The sequence below is a fragment of the Pseudomonas sp. UBA4194 genome (assembly GCF_002379585.1).
Taxonomy (GTDB): Bacteria; Pseudomonadota; Gammaproteobacteria; order Pseudomonadales; family Pseudomonadaceae; genus Aquipseudomonas.
Window position 1 is genome coordinate 1 of the sequence record NZ_DFUE01000028.1, and the last position, 17,839, is coordinate 17,839.

A 17,839-nucleotide genomic window follows, 5' to 3' on the forward strand; every position below is an offset into this window, starting at 1 on the left:
GTGCAGCCGCGAAGGCGTCAGCCCAGGCACTGCACTATCCAGCCGCGTATCAATTCAATACGCCCTGCAACACCTCATAGACAATTCCCGTACCGATGGCGATCAACACCACGTCGGTACCCAGGCGGCGCCATTCATAACCGTCGTAACGGGGCAGGTGCTGCAAGGCCCGGGCATCCATGCGTGCGCCATAACCGCGCGGCAGCGGTTGGCCTTTGACGACGCGAATGTTGGCCGGGGGCGGGTTACCGGGACGGAAGGCGTCGCGGTTGTTCTGGATGACCTGGCGCACCGGGCCGAAGTCCTGTGGCGGGCCGCCTCGCGAAGCCCCTGGATTACCGCCGGGTTGACTGCCACGGTTGCCATTGCCATTGCCATTGCCATTGCCATTTCCGTGCTGAGCGTGACTGCCCGGTTGCTGATGTGCCTGTTGCTGCGGGCCAGGGCCGCCCTGGCGCTGCTCATCCGGGCCGCCCGGGCCCCCGTTCCCCGGCGCCGCTTGCAACAGCGGCGTCACGCCGATCATCACCACACTCAAGCCGGCAATCAGGATTCTGGGCATTTTCATCGCATGGTTCCTTAACGTCTGAACAGCAAAAAGGGGAATCGAACACAGGTTCGATTCCCCTTGGTCTTGCCGGTTAGTCCCGCGCAAACGAGGCTAATTCCTCTGTATCAGAAACTTTACCCTCAGCTGACGCGGGCGTTACGAACCCCTTGGGCCAAGGCACTGCACAGCGACAGGACATCTTCCACGGCTTGGCCGTGATGCTGGGCATGGGCGATCTTGTCGACCAATGCCGAGCCCACCACCACGCCTTCGGCGAGGCGCGCAATGGCCGCCGCCTGCTCAGGGGTACGGATACCGAAGCCGACGCTGATCGGCAGGTCGGTGTGGCGCCGCAGACGCTCGATGGCGCCGCCGACGTGCTCGGTGGTGGCCGAGCCGGCGCCGGTCACGCCAGCCACCGACACGTAGTAGACGAAGCCCGAGCTGCGCTCCAGAACCCGAGGCAGGCGCGCATCATCGGTGGTCGGAGTGGTCAGGCGGATGAAGTCGATCCCTGCGGCCTGGGCCGGAGTGGCCAGTTCCCCGTCGTGCTCGGGTGGCAGGTCGACGATGATCAGGCCGTCTACGCCTGCGGCCTTGGCGTCGGCCACGAAGGCCTCAACGCCAAAACGATGAATCGGATTGTAGTAACCCATCAATACGATCGGCGTGGTGCTGTTCTCCACACGGAACTCGCGGACCATCTGCAGGGTTTTCGCCAACGTCTGACCCGCGTTGAGTGCGCGCAGGGTGGCCAACTGAATGGCCACGCCGTCGGCCATCGGATCGGTGAAGGGCATGCCCAACTCGATCACATCGGCGCCTGCGGCAGGCAACCCCTTGAGGATGGCCAGCGAGGCATCGTAGCCAGGATCGCCTGCGGTGACGAATGTCACCAGCGCAGCACGGCCTTCGGCCTTCAGATCGGCGAAGCGTTGTTCGAGACGGCTCATGCCAGTTTCTCCTGCGAGTCGTGGGCGCCCATGTGGCTCATGACGGTTTGCATGTCCTTGTCACCGCGGCCCGACAGGCACACCACCATCAGGTGATCGGCGGGCAGACTCGGCGCGCGCTTGATCGCTTCGGCCAGGGCGTGGGCGGTCTCCAGTGCCGGGATGATGCCTTCCAGTCGGCAGGTGGTGTGGAAGGCGGCCAGGGCCTCGTCGTCGGTGATGCTGGTGTACTTCACGCGCTTGATCTCGTGCAACCAGGCATGTTCCGGACCGATGCCGGGGTAGTCCAGGCCGGCGGAAATGGAGTGGGCGTCAGTGATCTGCCCATCGTCGTCCTGCAGCAGATAGGTGCGGTTGCCGTGCAGCACACCGGGCACGCCGCCGTTGAGGCTGGCCGCGTGCTTGCCTGAATCCACGCCGTGACCGGCGGCTTCCACACCGATGATCTCCACGCTGGCGTCATCCAGGAATGGGTGGAACAGGCCCATGGCGTTGGAGCCGCCGCCGACGCAGGCGACCAGGCTGTCAGGCAGGCGGCCTTCCTTCTCTTGCAACTGCTCGCGGGTTTCCTTGCCGATGATCGACTGGAAGTCGCGAACCATCGCCGGGTAAGGGTGTGGGCCGGCCACGGTGCCGATCAGGTAGAAGGTGTCATCGACATTGGTGACCCAGTCGCGCAGGGCATCGTTCATGGCGTCTTTGAGGGTGCCGGTGCCGGACGTCACCGGGACGATCTCGGCGCCCAGAAGCTTCATGCGAAACACGTTGGCCTGCTGGCGCTCGATGTCGGTGGCGCCCATGTAGATCACGCAGGGCAAGCCAAAGCGGGCGGCCACGGTGGCAGTGGCCACACCATGCATGCCGGCGCCGGTTTCCGCGATCAGGCGTTTCTTGCCCATGCGCTTGGCCAGCAATACCTGGCCGATGCAGTTGTTCACCTTGTGCGCGCCGGTGTGGTTGAGCTCTTCGCGCTTGAAGTAGATTTTCGCACCGCCACAGTGTTCGGTCAGACGCTCGGCGAAGTACAGCGGGTTCGGACGGCCGATGTAGTCGCGCTGGAAGTACGCCAGTTGCTCGAGAAATTCAGGATCGGCCTTGGCTGCTTCGTATTCACGGGCCAGGTCCAGCACCAGTGGCATGAGGGTTTCAGCAACGTAGCGACCGCCGAAAGCGCCGAACAGGCCGTTGGCGTCGGGGCCGGTGCGAAGATGGGTCTGGGTCATGTGAGGCTCCAGGCAGGGAAATGGGCTGCAATGGGTTTACTTTACCGATGACAGCCCATGATTAAAACCGATAAGATTGCATCAACCTGTCAGGAAAACTCACACATCCATGAGCCGAGACTTGCCTCCCCTGAATGCCTTGCGCGCCTTTGAAGCGACGGCGCGGTTGAACAGTGTTAGTCAGGCTGCCGAGCAGCTCAACGTGACTCACGGTGCTGTGAGTCGGCAACTCAAGGTGTTGGAAGAGCACCTGGGACTGGCGCTTTTCGTGAAGGAAGGTCGAGGCCTGAAACTCACAGATGCCGGCAGTCGATTGCGAGACGTCAGCAGCGAAGCCTTCGAGCGATTGCGGCAGGTCTGTGGCGAGCTGAGTCAGGCCGGCAGCGCCGCGCCCTTCGTTCTGGGCTGCTCCGGCAGCCTGCTGGCGCGCTGGTTCATACCCCGGCTGGGTCGCCTCAATGCCGATCTGCCCGATCTGCGCCTGCACCTGTCTGCCGGTGAAGGCGACCTGGACCCACGCCGCCCAGGGCTGGATGCCCTGCTGATATTCGCCGAGCCGCCGTGGCCTGCGGACATGGACGTACTGGAGCTTGCCGACGAACGGATAGGCCCGGTCATCAGTCCGCGTTTCGAGGGGTACGCGCGATTGCAGCACGCTCAGGCTGGCGCGCTACTGGATGAACCGTTATTGCACACCACTTCGCGACCCCAGGCCTGGCCCAGCTGGGCACAAAGCAACGGCCTGGATCCCGCGGCATTGAACCAGGGGCAGGGATTCGAGCATTTGTATTATTTGCTGGAGGCGGCGGTCGCCGGGCTGGGCGTGGCGATTGCCCCACAGCCGTTGGTGGTCGATGACCTGCGGGCCGGACGCCTGGCCGCGCCGTGGGGCTTTACACAAACCCCGGCGCGGCTGGCGCTATGGGTACCGCGGCGCGCCGCTGATGGGCGCGCCCGACAGCTGGCGCAGTGGCTCAGGCAAGAGCTGGAGCGCCAGGTCGATTAGTCACGCTTGCACAGCAGGTAGGCTGCCAGCAGACCCAGCGCACCAACGGCGACGCTGGCGGTGGTCCAAGGGTGTTCCTGGGCGTAGTCGCGAGTGGCGATGCCGGTTTCCTTGGTCTTGACCTTCACTTCCTCGTAGGCGTCGCTGAGCAGGCTGCGCGAGTGCTTGAGTGCGGTTTCGGCATTGGCCTTCAGCGCCTTGAGGGTTTTACGCGACTCCTCGGTGGAGTCCTCCTTCAGGCTTTCCAACGAGCGAAGCAGGCTTTCGATCTCTGCTTCCATGCTTTGCAACGAGGCTTTACGTAACGAGCTGGCCATTGGGTATCTCTCCTTCGGTGTGGTGAGTAGCGTGTGTAAGTTTCCGACTGCGACGTTTCGCGAAAGTGCAGTGCGTGTGAACTTTTAGCGTCGAAATCCCCACACAGATAAGCGACTAGGCTAAAGAAATCATCCACAGGAGAGCACCATGAGCGACCATCACACGTACAAGAAGATCGAATTGGTCGGTTCCTCGACTACCAGCATCGAGGACGCGATCAACAATGCCCTGGGCGAAGCGAGCAAGAGCATCAAGCATCTGGAGTGGTTCGAAGTGGCTGAAACCCGTGGCCATATCGAGAACGGCCGTGCTGCTCACTTTCAGGTGACCCTGAAGGTCGGCTTCCGTATCGAAAACAGCTGACAACATTTGCGGAATCTTCCGACTGGCTGATTGCCATAGGTTGAGCTACAAAGCACCTCGGCGCGTCGGCCTGCACAACAGGAGACTCGCCGTTTGTTTTTGACCGGCTGTAACCAGACCAAGGATTTGACCGATGAAGCGAGTTTTATTGGCTGTGGGTTTGCTGAGTATGGCGGGCGGTGCCTTCGCCGCAGGCAAGCCGTGTGAAGAACTGAAAAGCGAGATCGCTGCGAAGATCGATGCCAACGGGGCATCGGGATACACCCTCGAAGTGGTGGATAACGTCACCCCGGATGAGGGCTTTCAAGTGGTGGGGTCCTGTGAAGGTGGTACCAAGGCGATTGTCTACAAGCGTTGATTCGCAATGCCCGTGCGGACGCTTTCGCGGCTTTACGCCGCTCCTACGGGTATGCCGCTGTACGTGCGGCCTTGGGAAGTAGGGGTCAGCTTTCGCGGATCACCAGTTCGAAGCCTAGGTCCACGGCTTCGGCCGGGCATGCCTTGCCGTCGAGCCGTGCCAGCAGCATTTGCGCGGCCTTGCGCCCGATGGCGGCGCGTGGGGTGCGGATGGAGGTCAGGCGTGGGACTAGGTGGGCCGAGCCGGGCAGGTCGTTGAAGCCGACCATGCTCACCTGCCCCGGAATGGCGATACCCAGGCGTTGCGCCTCATGGATCGCCCCTTGGGCCAAATCGTCATTGCAGAAGAAGATCCCGTCGACATCCGGATGCCGCCGCAACAGATCCGCGAACAACTCGCCCCCCAGACCGATCGACGACGGCAACGGACACATCACTTCCAACTGCGCGTCATACACCCCTGCCCCACGCAATTCACGACGAAAGCCCTCGGCGCGCTGCATCACCCGCGGGTCCAGCTGCGCCGCCACATAACCCAGGCGCCGGCGGCCCTGACCCAGCAAGTGCCGTGCAGCTACCACGCCCGCTTGTTCCTGGGAAAAGCCGACGCAAGGCCGCCCCGCATCGCCGGCCAGTTCCATCATGTGCACGCACGGCACACCACTACTGGCCAGCATCCGCTGAGCCGCTTCGGTGCGGCTGAAACCGGTTAGCAACATGCCACCCGGCTGATACGCCAGGTAGTTGCGGATCAGATTCTCTTCTTCCACCACATCGTAGTGGTAGTTGCCGATCAGAACTTCCAGACCTCGCGGCCGCATCACTTCGTGAATGGCCTCCAGCGTATCGATGAACAAATGGTTGGACAGCGACGGAATCAAGACCACCACCGACTGGCTCTGGGCCGAGGCCAGCGCACGCGCTGCCGGATTCGCCACATAACCCAGCGCCAGCGCGGCCTCCTGAACCTTGCGTACCAATTCCGGGGCAACAGTGGCCACGCCGCGCAATGCACGGGAGGCGGTGATAGGGGATACGCCTGACAACTTGGCCACTTCAGCCAGTGTGGGCAGGCCGGTAGCACGGGAGCCGATTCGGGACATGATTCTTGTTGTTATCTGCTTGCAATGAAAAAGAGTTGAGGTAAGGTAGCGCTGTCTCGAATCCAGAGCAATAATGAATCGTGCCTTGCGTATCGCGCAGACTGCACCAAACTGCTTTGACAAGATCAATAAGATGAGGGTGCCGCATACTCAAGCGGTCGTACCCCCAGCAGGAGTTACTTGATGAATGCCCCCCTCAACGCTTTGGTGGTAATGGGTGTATCCGGCTGCGGCAAGAGCAGCGTCGGTGCGGCCATTGTTGGCCGAAGCGGTGGCCGCCTGATCGAAGGCGACAGCTTTCACCCTGAAGCGAACATCGCCAAGATGCGCGCGGGAACTCCCCTCAACGACGACGACCGCGCAGGCTGGCTGCAACGCCTGGGTGAAGAAATGCTGGCCTGCGTCAATGCTGGCGAGCGTCCCGTACTGACCTGCTCCGCCCTCAAGCTCAAATACCGTGAAGCCTTGCGCGACGCCGTGCCTGGTCTGGGTTTCGTATTTCTCGAGCTGAGCCGCGCCGAAGCCGCCGAGCGTGTTGCCCACCGCCCCGGTCATTTCATGCCTGCGAGCCTGATCGACAGCCAGTTCGCCACGCTCGAGCCGCCAACCGGCGAAAACCTGACCCTGCCGCTCGATGCCACCCAGCCCATCGTGGAACTGGCGCATCAGGTGGAAAACTGGCTGATCGAGCACGGCGCTTCTACGCTGGCTTGATCGGTTTACAAAGACAGCGCTATCCGGGCTCGCCAGGGTAGCTGATGTTCCCAACCACAACCGTTGCGCCCACAACAACGACAACACGAGGCAAACCTTTATGTTTGGCTTAGCTCACGACACCTTCCTGCTTCTGGATGCGCTGGTCACGATCATTGGTTTGATCGTGCTGATTACCCAGTTCAAGGTCCACCCCTTCGTTGCCCTGACCATCGCGGCCATTTTCCTGGGCCTGACTTCCGGCCTGCCGGTGGTCAAGGTCATGAAATCGTTCCAGGACGGTTTCGGCGGGGTGCTGGGCTTTGTCGGCATCATCCTGGCGCTGGGCACCATGCTCGGTAAGCTCATGGCTGATTCCGGCGGCGCCGACCAGATCGCGCAGACGCTGATCCGCAAGTTCGGCGTGGCGAAGATCCACTGGGCCATGATGTTCTCGGCATTCCTGGTGGGCATCCCGCTGTTCTTCGAGATCGGCTTCGTACTGTTGATCCCGCTGGTGTTCATCGTTGCCCGCCGTTCCGGCGTATCACTGGTGAAGATCGGCATCCCGCTGTTGGCCGGCCTGTCCGTGGTTCACGGCCTGGTGCCGCCGCACCCGGGCCCACTGCTGGCCATCGGCATCTTCAACGCCGACATCGGCAAGACCATTCTTTATGGTCTGATCGTAGGCCTGCCCACCGCCATGATCGCCGGGCCGATCTTCGGCTCGTTCATTTCCAAATACATCCCGGGCAACCCGTCCAAGGAGCTGATGGATCAGATTGCCAAGGAGTCGGACAACACCAACCTGCCCAGCTTCACCGTCACGCTGATCACCATCCTGTTGCCAGTGTTCCTGATGTTGCTCAAGACCTTCGCTGACATTGCCTTCGCCCCGGAGAGCCTGTTCCGCCAGTGGATGGACTTCATCGGCCACCCGATCACCGCCCTGCTCGCCGCCTTGCTGCTGGCGTTCTACACCTTTGGTGTGGCCCGCGGTTTCGACAAGGCCAAGATCATGAAGCTGCTGGACCAGAGCCTCGCGCCGACCGCAGCCATTGTGCTGATCGTCGGTGCTGGTGGTGGCTTCAAGCAGATGCTGGTCGACACCGGCGTAGGCAACGTGATTGGGCAGATGGCGGTGCAAGCCGAGGTCAATCCGATTCTGCTGGCCTGGCTGGTGGCGGCGGTGATTCGTGTCGCGACCGGTTCGGCTACGGTGGCAACGATCACCGGCGCTGGCATCGTGGCACCCGTGATCGGCTTGATCCCCGGCGTCAATCGCGAGCTGCTGGTGCTGGCCACCGGCGCCGGCTCGGTGATCCTGTCTCACGTCAACGACGCAGGCTTCTGGCTGGTCAAGCAGTACTTCAACATGACCGTCAGTGAAACCCTGAAGACCTGGACCGTGATGGAAACCATCCTGTCGGTCGTCGGCCTGATCTTCATCCTGCTGCTGTCGCTGGTCGTTTGACCCGACCCAGGCGCCCGGCTACCCGGGCGCCTGGCGCTCCACCCTCCCCCTCAGCGCCGCTTCATGCGGTCGATGATCACCGCGATCAACAGGATCGTGCCGCGGATCACATACTGATAGAACGTATCGATATTCTTCAGATTCATGGCGTTTTCGATGATCGCCAGGATCAGCACACCGGCAATCACATGGCGAATCATGCCAATGCCACCCGCCAGCGATACCCCGCCCAGCACACAGGCCGAGATCACCGTCAGTTCAAAGCCCTGCCCGATCATCGGCTGACCTGAAGTCATGCGTGACGCCAGCACCACACCTGCCAGCGCCCCGACCACGCCGTGCACGGCAAAGATGATGATCTTGGTCCGATCCACGTGCACACCGGCCAACAGCGCCGCTTCCTGGTTGCCACCGATGGCCATGGTGTTGCGCCCGTAGGTGGTGTAGTTGAGCAGCCAGCCGAAGAAGATGAAGCACAGGATAGTGATCAGGATGGGCACCGGTACGCCCATCAGTTGGCCGTTGCCGAAGATGAAGAAGTCTTCCTGCATCACCCCCACTGCTTTGCCGTTGGAAAAGATGTAGGCCAGCCCACGAACGATCTGCATGGTGGCCAACGTGGCGATCAGCGCATTGATGCGCAGCTTGGCGATAACGATGCCGTTGATCAGCCCCACCACCAGGCCCATTGCCAGTGCCGCCGCCACCCCCAGAAACACGCTCTCGGTGTCGCGCATGACCACCGCGGCGATGACCCCGGCACAGGCGATGACCGAGCCCACCGACAGGTCGAAATGTCCCGACGCCAGACAGTAAAGCATGGTGCAGGCCGCAATCCCGGTAGTGGAAATCGCCAGGCCCAGTCCGCGCATGTTCAGGGGCGAGAGGAAGTTGTCGATGAACATCGTGCACAGCACGAAGATGGCCAGCGCCGCCAGCAGCATGACCCACTCATCGAGAAAGCGCCGCAGGTTGAGGCCCTGACGGGGAGCCGGCAGTGTGTTTTGCGTGGACATAAGCACCTCGGTATTTTTATTGTTCAGCCGCGGCTGCGCGGCAGTGCCAGTTGCAGCAATCGGGACTCGTCAGCCTGCTCGCGGGCCAGCTCTCCAGTCAGTGCGCCTTCACTCATGACCAGGATACGGTCACAGATTCCCATCACTTCCATGAGGTCGCTGGACACTACGATCACCGCAATGCCATTGGCCGCCAGGTTATGGATGATCTGGTAGATCTCGGCCTTGGCGCCGACATCGATGCCGCGGGTAGGCTCGTCCAGTAGCAAGACTTTCATGGGCATCGACAGCCAGCGACCCAGAATGGCTTTCTGCTGGTTGCCGCCGGACAGGTACATGATCTGCTGGTCGGGAGACGGGGTCTTGATGTTCAGGGCGCGAATCTGCTTGTCAGCGTTCTCCCGCTCCCATTTGCCCTGCACCAGGCAGCCGAGACTGACATGCTGGTCGCGGGCGCCGATATTGATGTTCTCGGCGACACTGGCCAACGGCACGATGCCTTCCTTCTTGCGATCTTCCGGACACAGCAGGATGCCCGCAGCAATGGCGTCCCGAGGGCTTTTCAGCGTCAGGGGCTTGCCACACAGCTGCAGTGCGCCAGCCTTGCTCGGTGCAAGGCCGGCCAGCAAGCGGAACAGCTCGGTGCGACCGGCGCCCACTAGGCCGAAAAAGCCGAGAATCTCACCCTTGTGCGCGGTGAAGCTGATGGGCTCCTGCAGCCCCGGCCCGAGCAACCCCTGCACCTTGAGCGCTTCGCCTTGATGGGCGCGGGGGCGGTAATCGTAGATATCCTCGATGTCACGGCCAACCATGCAGGTGACCAGTTGATCGTGGGTGAGCTCGGACATCGCCTCGAAGGTACGGACGTAGCGGCCGTCCTTGAACACGGTCACGGCATCGCAGATGCGGAAGATCTCCTCCATGCGGTGCGAGACATAGAGCAGCACCCTGCCCTCGTCGCGCAATCGGGCGATGATCGTCATCAACCGATCGATCTCCCGTGCCGACAGACTGCTGGTTGGCTCGTCGAAGGCGATCACGTGAGCGTTGCGCGACATCGCCTTGGCGATCTCGATCAATTGCCGCTGCCCCAGGGACAGACTGCCCAGGCGCTGCTGCGGGTGGATTTCGTCCGCCAGCCCGCGCAGCAGCTCCCGCGCCCGACGGACCATGGCGCCGCGGTCGACCAGGCCGAACCGTGCCGGCATGTGGCCGAGCAGCAGGTTTTCGGCCACCGTCATCTCGGGCACCAGGTGCAGCTCCTGGTGGATCACCGCAACGCCACCACCGATGCTGTCCGCAGCGGATTTGAAGGCCACCGCGCGGCCACCTATCTCCAGGCTGCCGGCGCTGGGCTGGTAGGCCCCGCCCAGGATCTTGAGCAAGGTGGACTTGCCCGCGCCGTTTTCCCCCATCAGCGCATGTACACTGCCCGGTCGCGCCTCGAAGCTGATGTCCGAGAGCGCGCGCACACCCGGAAAATTCTTCCCGATCCCGTTGAACCGTAACGATTGCCCAACCATAAACCCCCCGTAGCAGCGGCGTAAGCCGCGTCCAGCCGCATCACCGCCAATCCTGCGTGGCGACCGATATGACCCGCCTCGCACCGCTATCACCTAGTTGCCTCAGCGCCTGAGTCCAATGCCTAGTTCCACAGCCCGATCTTCTCCAGTTCCTGCTTGAAGTTTTCGCGGGTGATCAGCGTGACGTCGTCCATGGCGGTGTACTTGGGAGGTTCCTTGCCGGTGGTGACCCACTCGAACATCATGCTGGCGGTGTTGTAGCCTTCGATATGCGGGCTGGGCAGCATCGAACCGAAGAAGCCGCTATTGGGTTTCTTCAACTCGCCGATGGCATCGGTGCCGTTGATGCCGATACCGATCACATTGGCGGCCGCAAACCCGGCGCTTTCAGTGGCGCGCACACCACCGAGCACGGTGTTGTCGTTCATGCCGCCGATAATGAGGTGCTTCGCCGCGCCAGGCAGTTTCACCAGGGTGGAGTTGGTGGCATCCATGCTGCCGGGTACATCGAGGGTTTTCTGCGGTGCGAAGAGGATATGGTCCTCTGGCAGGCCCGCCTCCTTGAGTGCCTTGACCGAACCGTCGGTGCGTTTCTTGCCGGTATCCAGTTCGTTATAGGTGTTGATGACCGCGTAGGTGTCTTTCCAGTCCCAGTTGCGCTTCTTCGCTTCGGCGGCCATGGCCGCGCCCTGTTTCTCCCCTACCTCGAACGCGGCCATGCCCAGGTACGGCACGTCCTCCATGAACTTGCCCTTGGCGTCGACGAAACGATCGTCCACGGCCATGACCTTCATGTCGTTGAGTTTGGCCTTGGCGACGATGGCCGGGCCGAGGGAGACATCGGGAGGGCAGATGACGAAGCCCTTGACGCCGTTGGCGGCCAGGCTATCGATGGCAGAAAGGGTTTTTTCGCCGTCGGGCACGGCGATCTTGATGACGGTGAAACCTTTGTCCTTGCCGGCTTTCTCAGCAAAGGCCCATTCGGTCTGGAACCAGGGTTCCTCGGCTTGCTTGACCAGAAAGCCGATCTTCACTTCCTCGGCCAAGGCCTGGGCAGCGGCCCCGGCCAGGGCAACGGTCAAAGCGGCACAGCACAGGGAGCGAATCCCATGACGACTCAACATAGCTAACTCCTTATTTTTATTGAATAGCTACAGCGTCCAGCGACAGCGAAGAATAGTCATACCATATAACCGAAGGCCGCTATGTAACGTAACGTCACCCGGCGTTGGACGGAGCAATAGTATTACCATTTATTTTTCAGGTGGTCGATATTGGGCTATAAATCCTCAGGTTCGTCGGCTTTGCCCGGTCATTAGTCAGACGAAGCCCGACCGTATCGACCAAAACAACAATAGAAGGCGTTCCCCATGTTAAAAAACCATGCCTTGCTCAGCGCCCTAGGACTGACATTCATGCTCACCTCCCTTTCCGCCCACAGCGCCAGCCTGACTTCCACCCGCGAAAGCTTCGGCACCCTGCCGGACGGCACTGCGCTGGAAAAAATCACCTTGAGCAACAGCCACGGCATGCGCGCCAGCATCATCACCTACGGCGCTACCCTGCAAGCGCTCGAGGTGCCCGACAAGCACGGCAAGGTTGCCGACGTGGTACTGGGTTTCGACGATATCCAGGGCTACCAGGCCAATCCGACCGTGTATTTCGGCGCGACCATCGGACGCTTCGGCAATCGTCTGGCCGATGGCAAGTTCAGCCTCGACGGCAAGCAGTACAGCGTGCCCCAGAACGACAAGAGCAACGCCCTGCACGGCGGCAGCCAGGGTTTCGACAAGCACGTCTGGACGCTCGAGTCCAACCAGACCGCCGATGCCGTCTCGGCAACCTTCAGCTACACCTCGGCCGATGGCGAAATGGGTTTCCCCGGCAACCTCAAGACTGAAGTGACCTACAGCCTCAACGAGCGCAATGAACTGCGCATCGAGTACAAGGCCACCACCGACAAGCCGACGGTGCTGAACCTGACCAACCACAGCTACTTCAATCTGGCGGGCGCCGGCCATGGCGATATTCTGAAACAGGTGGCAACGCTGCACGCCAGCCACTACACACCGGTCACTGCCAAGCTGATCCCCACGGGCGAGCTGGCACCGGTCAAGGGCACGCCGATGGACTTCCTGCAGCCGACCCCGATCGGCCAGCATATTGCCGACAAGCACCCACAACTGGCCTTCGCCGAACCCAAGCAGGGCGGCTTCGATTTCAACTGGGCGCTGGATGGCAAAGGCGATGTGAAGAAACCCGCCGCCGTGGTAACCGACCCGGCCTCGGGGCGTGCCCTGACGCTGTACACCACTGAGCCAGGGGTGCAGTTCTACACCAGCAACTTCCTGGATGGCAGCATCAAGGGCAAGGGTGGCAAGGTGTATCCGCATTGGGGTGGTTTCACCCTGGAAACCCAACACTTCCCGGACGCACCGAACCAGCGAGGCTTCGCCAGCACGCGCCTGGATCCCGGTCAGACCTATCGCCAAACCACAATCCTGAAATTCTCCACCCTGTAGCAGCGGCGTAAGTCGCGTCCAGCCCCCCCCCGATCCGTCCGTCAAACCCCGGCGCCTGTGGACGCGGCTTACGCCGCTGCTACAGGTCTGGCGTGCGCCGCGGATACGAGTTTGGCGTATGCCGCGGATACGGGTTTGGCGTATGCGGCGGATACGGGGGGTGCCGTGCGGTCAGAAGACGGAGATAGGGTAGTCCACGATCAGGCGCAGTTCGTTGTTATCGCCTTCGGCCTGATCCGTGTTGCCGCGGTGGAACGACTGACGCATGCGGAACGACATATCCTTGATCGGTCCGTTCTGCACCACGTACTTGGCTTCCACATCGGTCTCATGGTGCTTGCCGTCGGCACCATACCCATAACCGCGATACGGGCTGTCTTCGGCCATCTTGGTGCCGTCGATGTTGTCGCCACTGACGTAACGGGTCATGAAGCTCAGGCCTGGCACACCGTAGGTTGCCAGGTTCAGGTCATAACGCACCTGCCAGGACTCTTCGCCAGGACCGTTGAAATCCGAGTACTGCACCGAGTTGTTGAGAAAGACCGAATCACCGGTATCGCCCGGGCCGTTGTCACCGAACGACACGTAGTCGAAAGGCGTGTCGCCGTGGACTTTCTGGAACGCTACGGTAACCGTGTGCGCGGCGAGGAAGCTGTAGGCTGCCTGCGCCGACCAGGTGGTGTTGTTGATGGAACCCGCTTCAGCCTTGCCTTCATCGGTGGTGCGGTAAATGTTGAAGTCCAGCACCAGCGACTGATCGGCGCTGAACGGCAGGGTGTAGTTGGCGTTGCCGTAGTACTGGCGCCAGACGTCTTCGAACTCCGAGCCATACAGACTGACGTTGAGCGCGTCGCTGACGATGTATTTGCCGCCCACGTAATTGACCGAATTGGCATCGATCAAACCCGCATCGCCATAGGACGCGTAGCTGGCGTTCAGGCCGTGCCGGCCATTGGTGGTGGTGACGCCATTGCCGGAAGTGAAGTGACCGGCGTCCAGATCCAGGCCATCGATTTCACTGCTCAGCAATTGAAAGCCTGTAGCCGTTTGCGGTATCAGGCGTGTGCCGCCTGCACCGAATACCGGTGCAGTGGGCTGCATGTCGCCGAACTTGAGCTCGGTCTTGGACACCCGCAACTTGATCGCCGCGCCGGCTGTACCGAATTCGTCCTCGGGCGAGCCGTCGTTGCGCACCGGCATGTTGCCCGTACCCGAGGTCCCTGCCCCTCCGTCCAGGCGCAGCGCCCAGTAGCCGAAGGCGTCGACGCCAACGCCGACGGTGCCCTGGGTATAGCCCGAGGTGAAATTGCCCAGTACACCTTGCGTCCAGTCTTTCTGGGTGCCGCCGCCATTCTTGCCGTCGCGATTGAAGTAGTAGTTTTTCAGGTCAAGGCTCAGGCTGCTGCCTTCGACGAAACCGCTGGCCTCGGACTGACTCTCCACCGCTGCGGCCAGCGCCATCTGGGAGCTGCCAACCGACACGGCCAGTGCCACGAGATTCCATTTCAGCGACATCATAGTGTTCCCCTTACGCAATATTAGAAGTTCCGCACCCGCCACCTCGATGGCCACTAATGAGCCATGCAAGGGTAACTATCACGTCTCGGATTCACAACTGGGCAGATCTTCCAAGGTGCGCTGTCCGAGAGAGTCAGGCACGCGCTGTTGCTCGTTCTTGTTATATCGCCAACGATATTTGCGCTGGCTGAGTTTTTTATCATGTGGGGGCGCTGATTTGTTCGCGCTATTAGTACCCATCATGAAACACACTGTTCGCTGTGCTGTAATAATCCATAGCGACTGCACAGCCAGACAAAAATTCAAAAAAAAGCCACCACACTTGCGTGCGGTGGCTGAAAACTTAACCAAAGAGAGTCGAAGCAGAGCAAGCCCCCAGCCACTACGCGGGGAAGAATAAGCGCCTGAGGGCGTGTTCAATCTTCGGTAGTCACCTTACCACCGGCTGCCGCCTGTCACTATTGCGTTTGTCGATAGTCATTATCGACGGGCGCTGTGTAGTACACCTTCCACACTTTCATCGATATCAGCTATTGACAGCGTCCATTTCCGCGACGGAGGTCGGCGCAGTATCTTGAACATCAACAGATCGACGAACCGTCTATCTACCCCTTGTACATTTCCCCTTTCGAGGTACTCATCATGAAAACGCTGCTCGCCGCTGTTGCACTTTCCGGCCTTTCGCTGTTCTCCACCCTGGCTTCGGCCGAAGATGGTCTGGAGCACCGCACCCTTGCCCAGAATAGTACTCAAGGCACTCCGCCCGCAGTGCAGTATGACTATTCACAGAAACTGGATATCAAACGTGTCATCTCCATGAGCGACATTCCGAACAACGTCTGCGCCCCCGTTCAGGCCACCATGTTGTACGAAGATTCCAAAGGCCAGGAACACAACATGCAATACACCGTGATGGGCAACGGCTGCCAGATGAATTGATAGCTGGCATGCGGTTCACAGCGCACGCCGCCAGCGGCGGTCCCGATGGGACCTGCATCTGGCGGGGATTGCAACTGCACATCGACGCCGACTTGACGTAGACTGACTCAGCAAATAAACATCTTGAAACGTATGCGCTGAGTGCATAGTCCTACTCACGAACCATAAGAACGTCGACTTTGAAACGCTCATCCACCGCAATCTTCTCCCAGCCTGGCTTCCGCGCTTTCCTCTTCGTCCGTCTCGCCGCCATGTTCGCCATGCAGATCCAGGCCATTGTGGTTGCCTGGCACATGTACGACATGACACGTCACCCGCTGACTCTGGCCTACGTGGGACTGGCGCAGTTCATTCCGATGGTGTTGCTGTTGCTGCCCGCGGGTGACCTGCTGGACCGCTTCGACCGCCGACGTATTCTGCAAGTGAGCTGGAGTGTGTCCGTGCTCTCGTCGGCAGCCCTGCTGTGGCTGGCACTCAAGCAGACTCCAGACACCTGGCCGTACTACGTCGCCCTGTTCGTATTTGGCTGCACCCGTGCCTTCACCGGGCCTGCGGTACAAAGCCTGCTCCCGCAGATCGTCGCTCGCGAGCATCTGGCCCAGGCCATCGCCACCAACAGCATGATCATGAAGGTGGCCGTCATCGCTGGTCCCTTGCTGGGCGGCCTGCTCTACGCGGGACTAGGCGGCTGGACGTTCGGCATCTGTCTGCTCGGCTTCGCCGCTGGCGTGGTGCTGTTGCAATGGGTACCAAGCGTCAAGATCCCGCGCCCCGTCGACGACCAGACCACTGCGGTCACCCGTTTCACCGCCGGAATCCGTTTCATCACGTCGCGGCCGATCATCCTCGGGGCGATCTCACTGGACTTGTTCGCGGTACTGCTCGGGGGTGTGGTTGCGCTGCTGCCGATCTATGCCGCCGAGATTCTTCATGTCGGACCAGCGGGCCTGGGGTTGCTGCGCAGCGCCATCGCGGTAGGTGAATTGGCGATGGGCTTCTATCTGAGCATCCGGCCATTGAACGCGAAAATGGGCAAACGCATGTTCCTGGCCGTCGGGGTTTTCGGCGTCGCCAACCTGGTGTTCGCCCTGTCTACCTGGTTCTGGGTGTCCTGCATCGCACTGCTGATTGCCGGCGCCGCCGATATGATCAGCGTGTACATCCGCTCGTCGCTGATCCAGTTCGCCACCCCAGACGACATGCGCGGGCGCGTGAGCGCTGTGAACATGCTGTTCATCGGCTCATCCAACGAGCTGGGCGAGTTTCGTGCGGGGCTCAGCGCAACGGCACTGGGCACGGTACCGGCGGCGTTGTTCGGGGCAATCAGTACCCTGGCCATCGTGGGCTTGTGGACGCGCCTGTTCAGGCCACTATGGGCCATCGAGAACAACGAGCAGGCGATCCCCGCACAGGAGAAAGCGCGGGTCTGATCAATGCTTGCCGGTGGCGTCTCGGCCGTCGTATCGGCCGAACCACTCCTGATTGGCCTTGAGGTCCGCGCGTAGCTCGGCCACCAGATCGGCGATGGCGCGGCTGGTGGTCAACGGCTTGGTGTCGATGCCGACCATCAACAGATCGACCTGGCCGGTGGCCGGGTCCGACACTTCCACCGTCATCGTTCCACCGGGATTCAATGTGCAATGGCACTTCAGCGGGCCAAAGCTCGACTCGACGATGCGGCGCATCTCGGTAGTCGGGATCATGGCGAGTCCTCCTGGCGGCTGATTCATAAGGCCATCACTTTCGCACAATCCTGGGTAGATGTGCGTAGAGATTTCTTCGGATCAACGTAGCGCACAGCGCCACGCAGAGCATTGGAATTGCTCTGCGTGGACTGTTTGTAACGATTGGCGTCGTCGATCACTGATCGGTCCCGTAGGGCGGATAGTCATCCCCGCCATTGCCCTCGCCGGTCTCTTGCGACTCCGGCTTCTTGGCCGGCTTGGGAGGATCGACCTGAGGGTCGGAGACGTCCGGGGAGTCAGGGTCGAAACCCAGTTCGTCGTCGGGGTGAGTTGCAGTAGTCATTGTCGCTCCTTGTAACAACTAAGTGCTGAATGCTCAGTTCGAGCTTGGAACATTGGGGTCGTCGATAGGAGATACCCAATCCTCGGGCCGGTCTTCGGTACTGGGAATTGGCGCATCAACGAGGTCTTCCGACTCGGGATCCAGCGATGGGTCGGTCGGCACCGGCTGTACGTCGGGGCCGCCGGCGTTGATAGTGTGCGATTGGCTGTTCATGAACACCTCCAGTGGGAACGGATTTTCCGCACCCTATGAT

20 protein-coding genes are annotated in these 17,839 nt (G+C 61.0%); 8 read left to right on the plus strand and 12 right to left on the minus strand.

Features of this window, described 5'->3' with window-relative positions:
* Nucleotides 1–49 precede the first annotated feature (49 nt).
* The 3 genes from B3397_RS07870 to trpB all read right to left on the minus strand — a co-directional run bounded on the left by B3397_RS07870 (nucleotide 50) and on the right by trpB (nucleotide 2,726).
* Nucleotides 50–568 carry an anti-virulence regulator CigR family protein gene (locus B3397_RS07870; protein WP_296248811.1) on the minus strand — a complete coding sequence of 173 codons (519 nt, stop codon included), beginning with the start codon at nucleotides 566–568 and terminating at the stop codon, nucleotides 50–52.
* Between the two features lie 122 nt (nucleotides 569–690).
* Complete coding sequence (trpA, locus tag B3397_RS07875) at nucleotides 691–1,503, minus strand: tryptophan synthase subunit alpha (RefSeq protein WP_296248813.1); 813 nt, start codon at nucleotides 1,501–1,503, stop codon at nucleotides 691–693.
* On the minus strand, nucleotides 1,500–2,726 hold the full coding sequence (gene trpB, locus B3397_RS07880; protein ID WP_296248814.1) for a tryptophan synthase subunit beta: 1,227 nt from the start codon (nucleotides 2,724–2,726) through the stop codon (nucleotides 1,500–1,502). The genes trpA and trpB overlap by 4 nt, the downstream gene beginning before the upstream one ends.
* A 109-nt stretch (nucleotides 2,727–2,835) precedes the next feature.
* On the opposite strand from trpB, the gene B3397_RS07885 reads away from it, so the two are divergent.
* Complete coding sequence (locus B3397_RS07885) at nucleotides 2,836–3,732, plus strand: LysR family transcriptional regulator (protein ID WP_296248816.1); 897 nt, start codon at nucleotides 2,836–2,838, stop codon at nucleotides 3,730–3,732.
* On the opposite strand, the gene B3397_RS07890 is transcribed toward B3397_RS07885, so the two are convergent.
* Nucleotides 3,729–4,049, minus strand: coding sequence for a DUF883 family protein (locus tag B3397_RS07890; RefSeq protein WP_296248817.1), 321 nt, complete (start codon nucleotides 4,047–4,049; stop codon nucleotides 3,729–3,731). The two genes, B3397_RS07885 and B3397_RS07890, sit on opposite strands and share 4 nt — an antisense overlap.
* 148 nt (nucleotides 4,050–4,197) lie before the next feature.
* Here B3397_RS07890 and B3397_RS07895 point away from each other — a divergent pair, with 148 nt between their 5' ends.
* Together B3397_RS07895 and B3397_RS07900 are read left to right on the plus strand one after the other, a co-directional pair.
* Nucleotides 4,198–4,413 (plus strand): dodecin, encoded by a 216-nt coding sequence (locus B3397_RS07895; protein WP_296248819.1) that lies wholly within the window; start codon nucleotides 4,198–4,200, stop codon nucleotides 4,411–4,413.
* Nucleotides 4,414–4,546: 133 nt separating this feature from the next.
* Entirely contained in the window at nucleotides 4,547–4,771 is a 225-nt protein-coding gene (locus B3397_RS07900; protein ID WP_296248823.1) for a DUF1161 domain-containing protein, read from the plus strand.
* 85 nt (nucleotides 4,772–4,856) lie between these two features.
* Here B3397_RS07900 and B3397_RS07905 read toward each other — a convergent pair whose 3' ends face one another.
* The gene (locus B3397_RS07905; protein WP_296248825.1) at nucleotides 4,857–5,873 is read right to left on the minus strand and encodes a LacI family DNA-binding transcriptional regulator; all 1,017 of its coding nucleotides are present in this window, start codon (nucleotides 5,871–5,873) and stop codon (nucleotides 4,857–4,859) included.
* A 183-nt stretch (nucleotides 5,874–6,056) separates the two neighbouring features.
* On the opposite strand from B3397_RS07905, the gene B3397_RS07910 reads away from it, so the two are divergent.
* Nucleotides 6,057–6,587: a gluconokinase gene (locus B3397_RS07910; protein WP_296248826.1), complete on the plus strand. Its 531-nt coding sequence runs from the start codon at nucleotides 6,057–6,059 to the stop codon at nucleotides 6,585–6,587.
* Between the two features lie 100 nt (nucleotides 6,588–6,687).
* Nucleotides 6,688–8,040 (plus strand): GntP family permease, encoded by a 1,353-nt coding sequence (locus B3397_RS07915; protein WP_296248828.1) that lies wholly within the window; start codon nucleotides 6,688–6,690, stop codon nucleotides 8,038–8,040.
* A gap of 50 nt (nucleotides 8,041–8,090) precedes the next feature.
* On the opposite strand, the gene araH is transcribed toward B3397_RS07915, so the two are convergent.
* The 3 genes from araH to B3397_RS07930 form a co-directional block, all read right to left on the minus strand.
* Nucleotides 8,091–9,056 (minus strand): L-arabinose ABC transporter permease AraH, encoded by a 966-nt coding sequence (araH, locus tag B3397_RS07920; protein ID WP_296248829.1) that lies wholly within the window; start codon nucleotides 9,054–9,056, stop codon nucleotides 8,091–8,093.
* 23 nt (nucleotides 9,057–9,079) lie between these two features.
* Nucleotides 9,080–10,579 (minus strand): L-arabinose ABC transporter ATP-binding protein AraG, encoded by a 1,500-nt coding sequence (gene araG, locus B3397_RS07925; protein WP_296248830.1) that lies wholly within the window; start codon nucleotides 10,577–10,579, stop codon nucleotides 9,080–9,082.
* Between the two features lie 122 nt (nucleotides 10,580–10,701).
* The gene (locus B3397_RS07930) at nucleotides 10,702–11,703 is read right to left on the minus strand and encodes a substrate-binding domain-containing protein (RefSeq protein ID WP_296248831.1); all 1,002 of its coding nucleotides are present in this window, start codon (nucleotides 11,701–11,703) and stop codon (nucleotides 10,702–10,704) included.
* A gap of 246 nt (nucleotides 11,704–11,949) precedes the next feature.
* On the opposite strand from B3397_RS07930, the gene B3397_RS07935 reads away from it, so the two are divergent.
* Nucleotides 11,950–13,101, plus strand: a complete 1,152-nt coding sequence (locus tag B3397_RS07935; protein WP_296248832.1) for an aldose epimerase family protein — start codon at nucleotides 11,950–11,952, stop codon at nucleotides 13,099–13,101.
* Nucleotides 13,102–13,272: 171 nt separating this feature from the next.
* Here the strand turns inward: B3397_RS07935 and B3397_RS07940 are convergent, their stop codons facing one another.
* Nucleotides 13,273–14,619 (minus strand): OprD family porin, encoded by a 1,347-nt coding sequence (locus B3397_RS07940; RefSeq protein WP_296248834.1) that lies wholly within the window; start codon nucleotides 14,617–14,619, stop codon nucleotides 13,273–13,275.
* A gap of 642 nt (nucleotides 14,620–15,261) precedes the next feature.
* Between B3397_RS07940 and B3397_RS07945 the strand changes: the two genes are divergently transcribed.
* Together B3397_RS07945 and B3397_RS07950 are read left to right on the plus strand one after the other, a co-directional pair.
* Entirely contained in the window at nucleotides 15,262–15,558 is a 297-nt protein-coding gene (locus B3397_RS07945) for a DUF2790 domain-containing protein (RefSeq protein ID WP_296248835.1), read from the plus strand.
* Nucleotides 15,559–15,737: 179 nt separating this feature from the next.
* Nucleotides 15,738–16,988: an MFS transporter gene (locus tag B3397_RS07950; RefSeq protein ID WP_296248837.1), complete on the plus strand. Its 1,251-nt coding sequence runs from the start codon at nucleotides 15,738–15,740 to the stop codon at nucleotides 16,986–16,988.
* Here B3397_RS07950 and B3397_RS07955 read toward each other — a convergent pair whose 3' ends face one another.
* From B3397_RS07955 to B3397_RS07965, 3 genes are all read right to left on the minus strand, one after another.
* Nucleotides 16,989–17,261 carry a DUF1652 domain-containing protein gene (locus B3397_RS07955; protein ID WP_296248838.1) on the minus strand — a complete coding sequence of 91 codons (273 nt, stop codon included), beginning with the start codon at nucleotides 17,259–17,261 and terminating at the stop codon, nucleotides 16,989–16,991.
* Nucleotides 17,262–17,418: 157 nt separating this feature from the next.
* Nucleotides 17,419–17,586, minus strand: a complete 168-nt coding sequence (locus tag B3397_RS07960) for a DUF6021 family protein (RefSeq protein ID WP_296248840.1) — start codon at nucleotides 17,584–17,586, stop codon at nucleotides 17,419–17,421.
* 33 nt (nucleotides 17,587–17,619) lie between these two features.
* Entirely contained in the window at nucleotides 17,620–17,799 is a 180-nt protein-coding gene (locus tag B3397_RS07965) for a hypothetical protein (RefSeq protein ID WP_296248842.1), read from the minus strand.
* Between the last annotated feature and the right edge of the window lie 40 nt (nucleotides 17,800–17,839).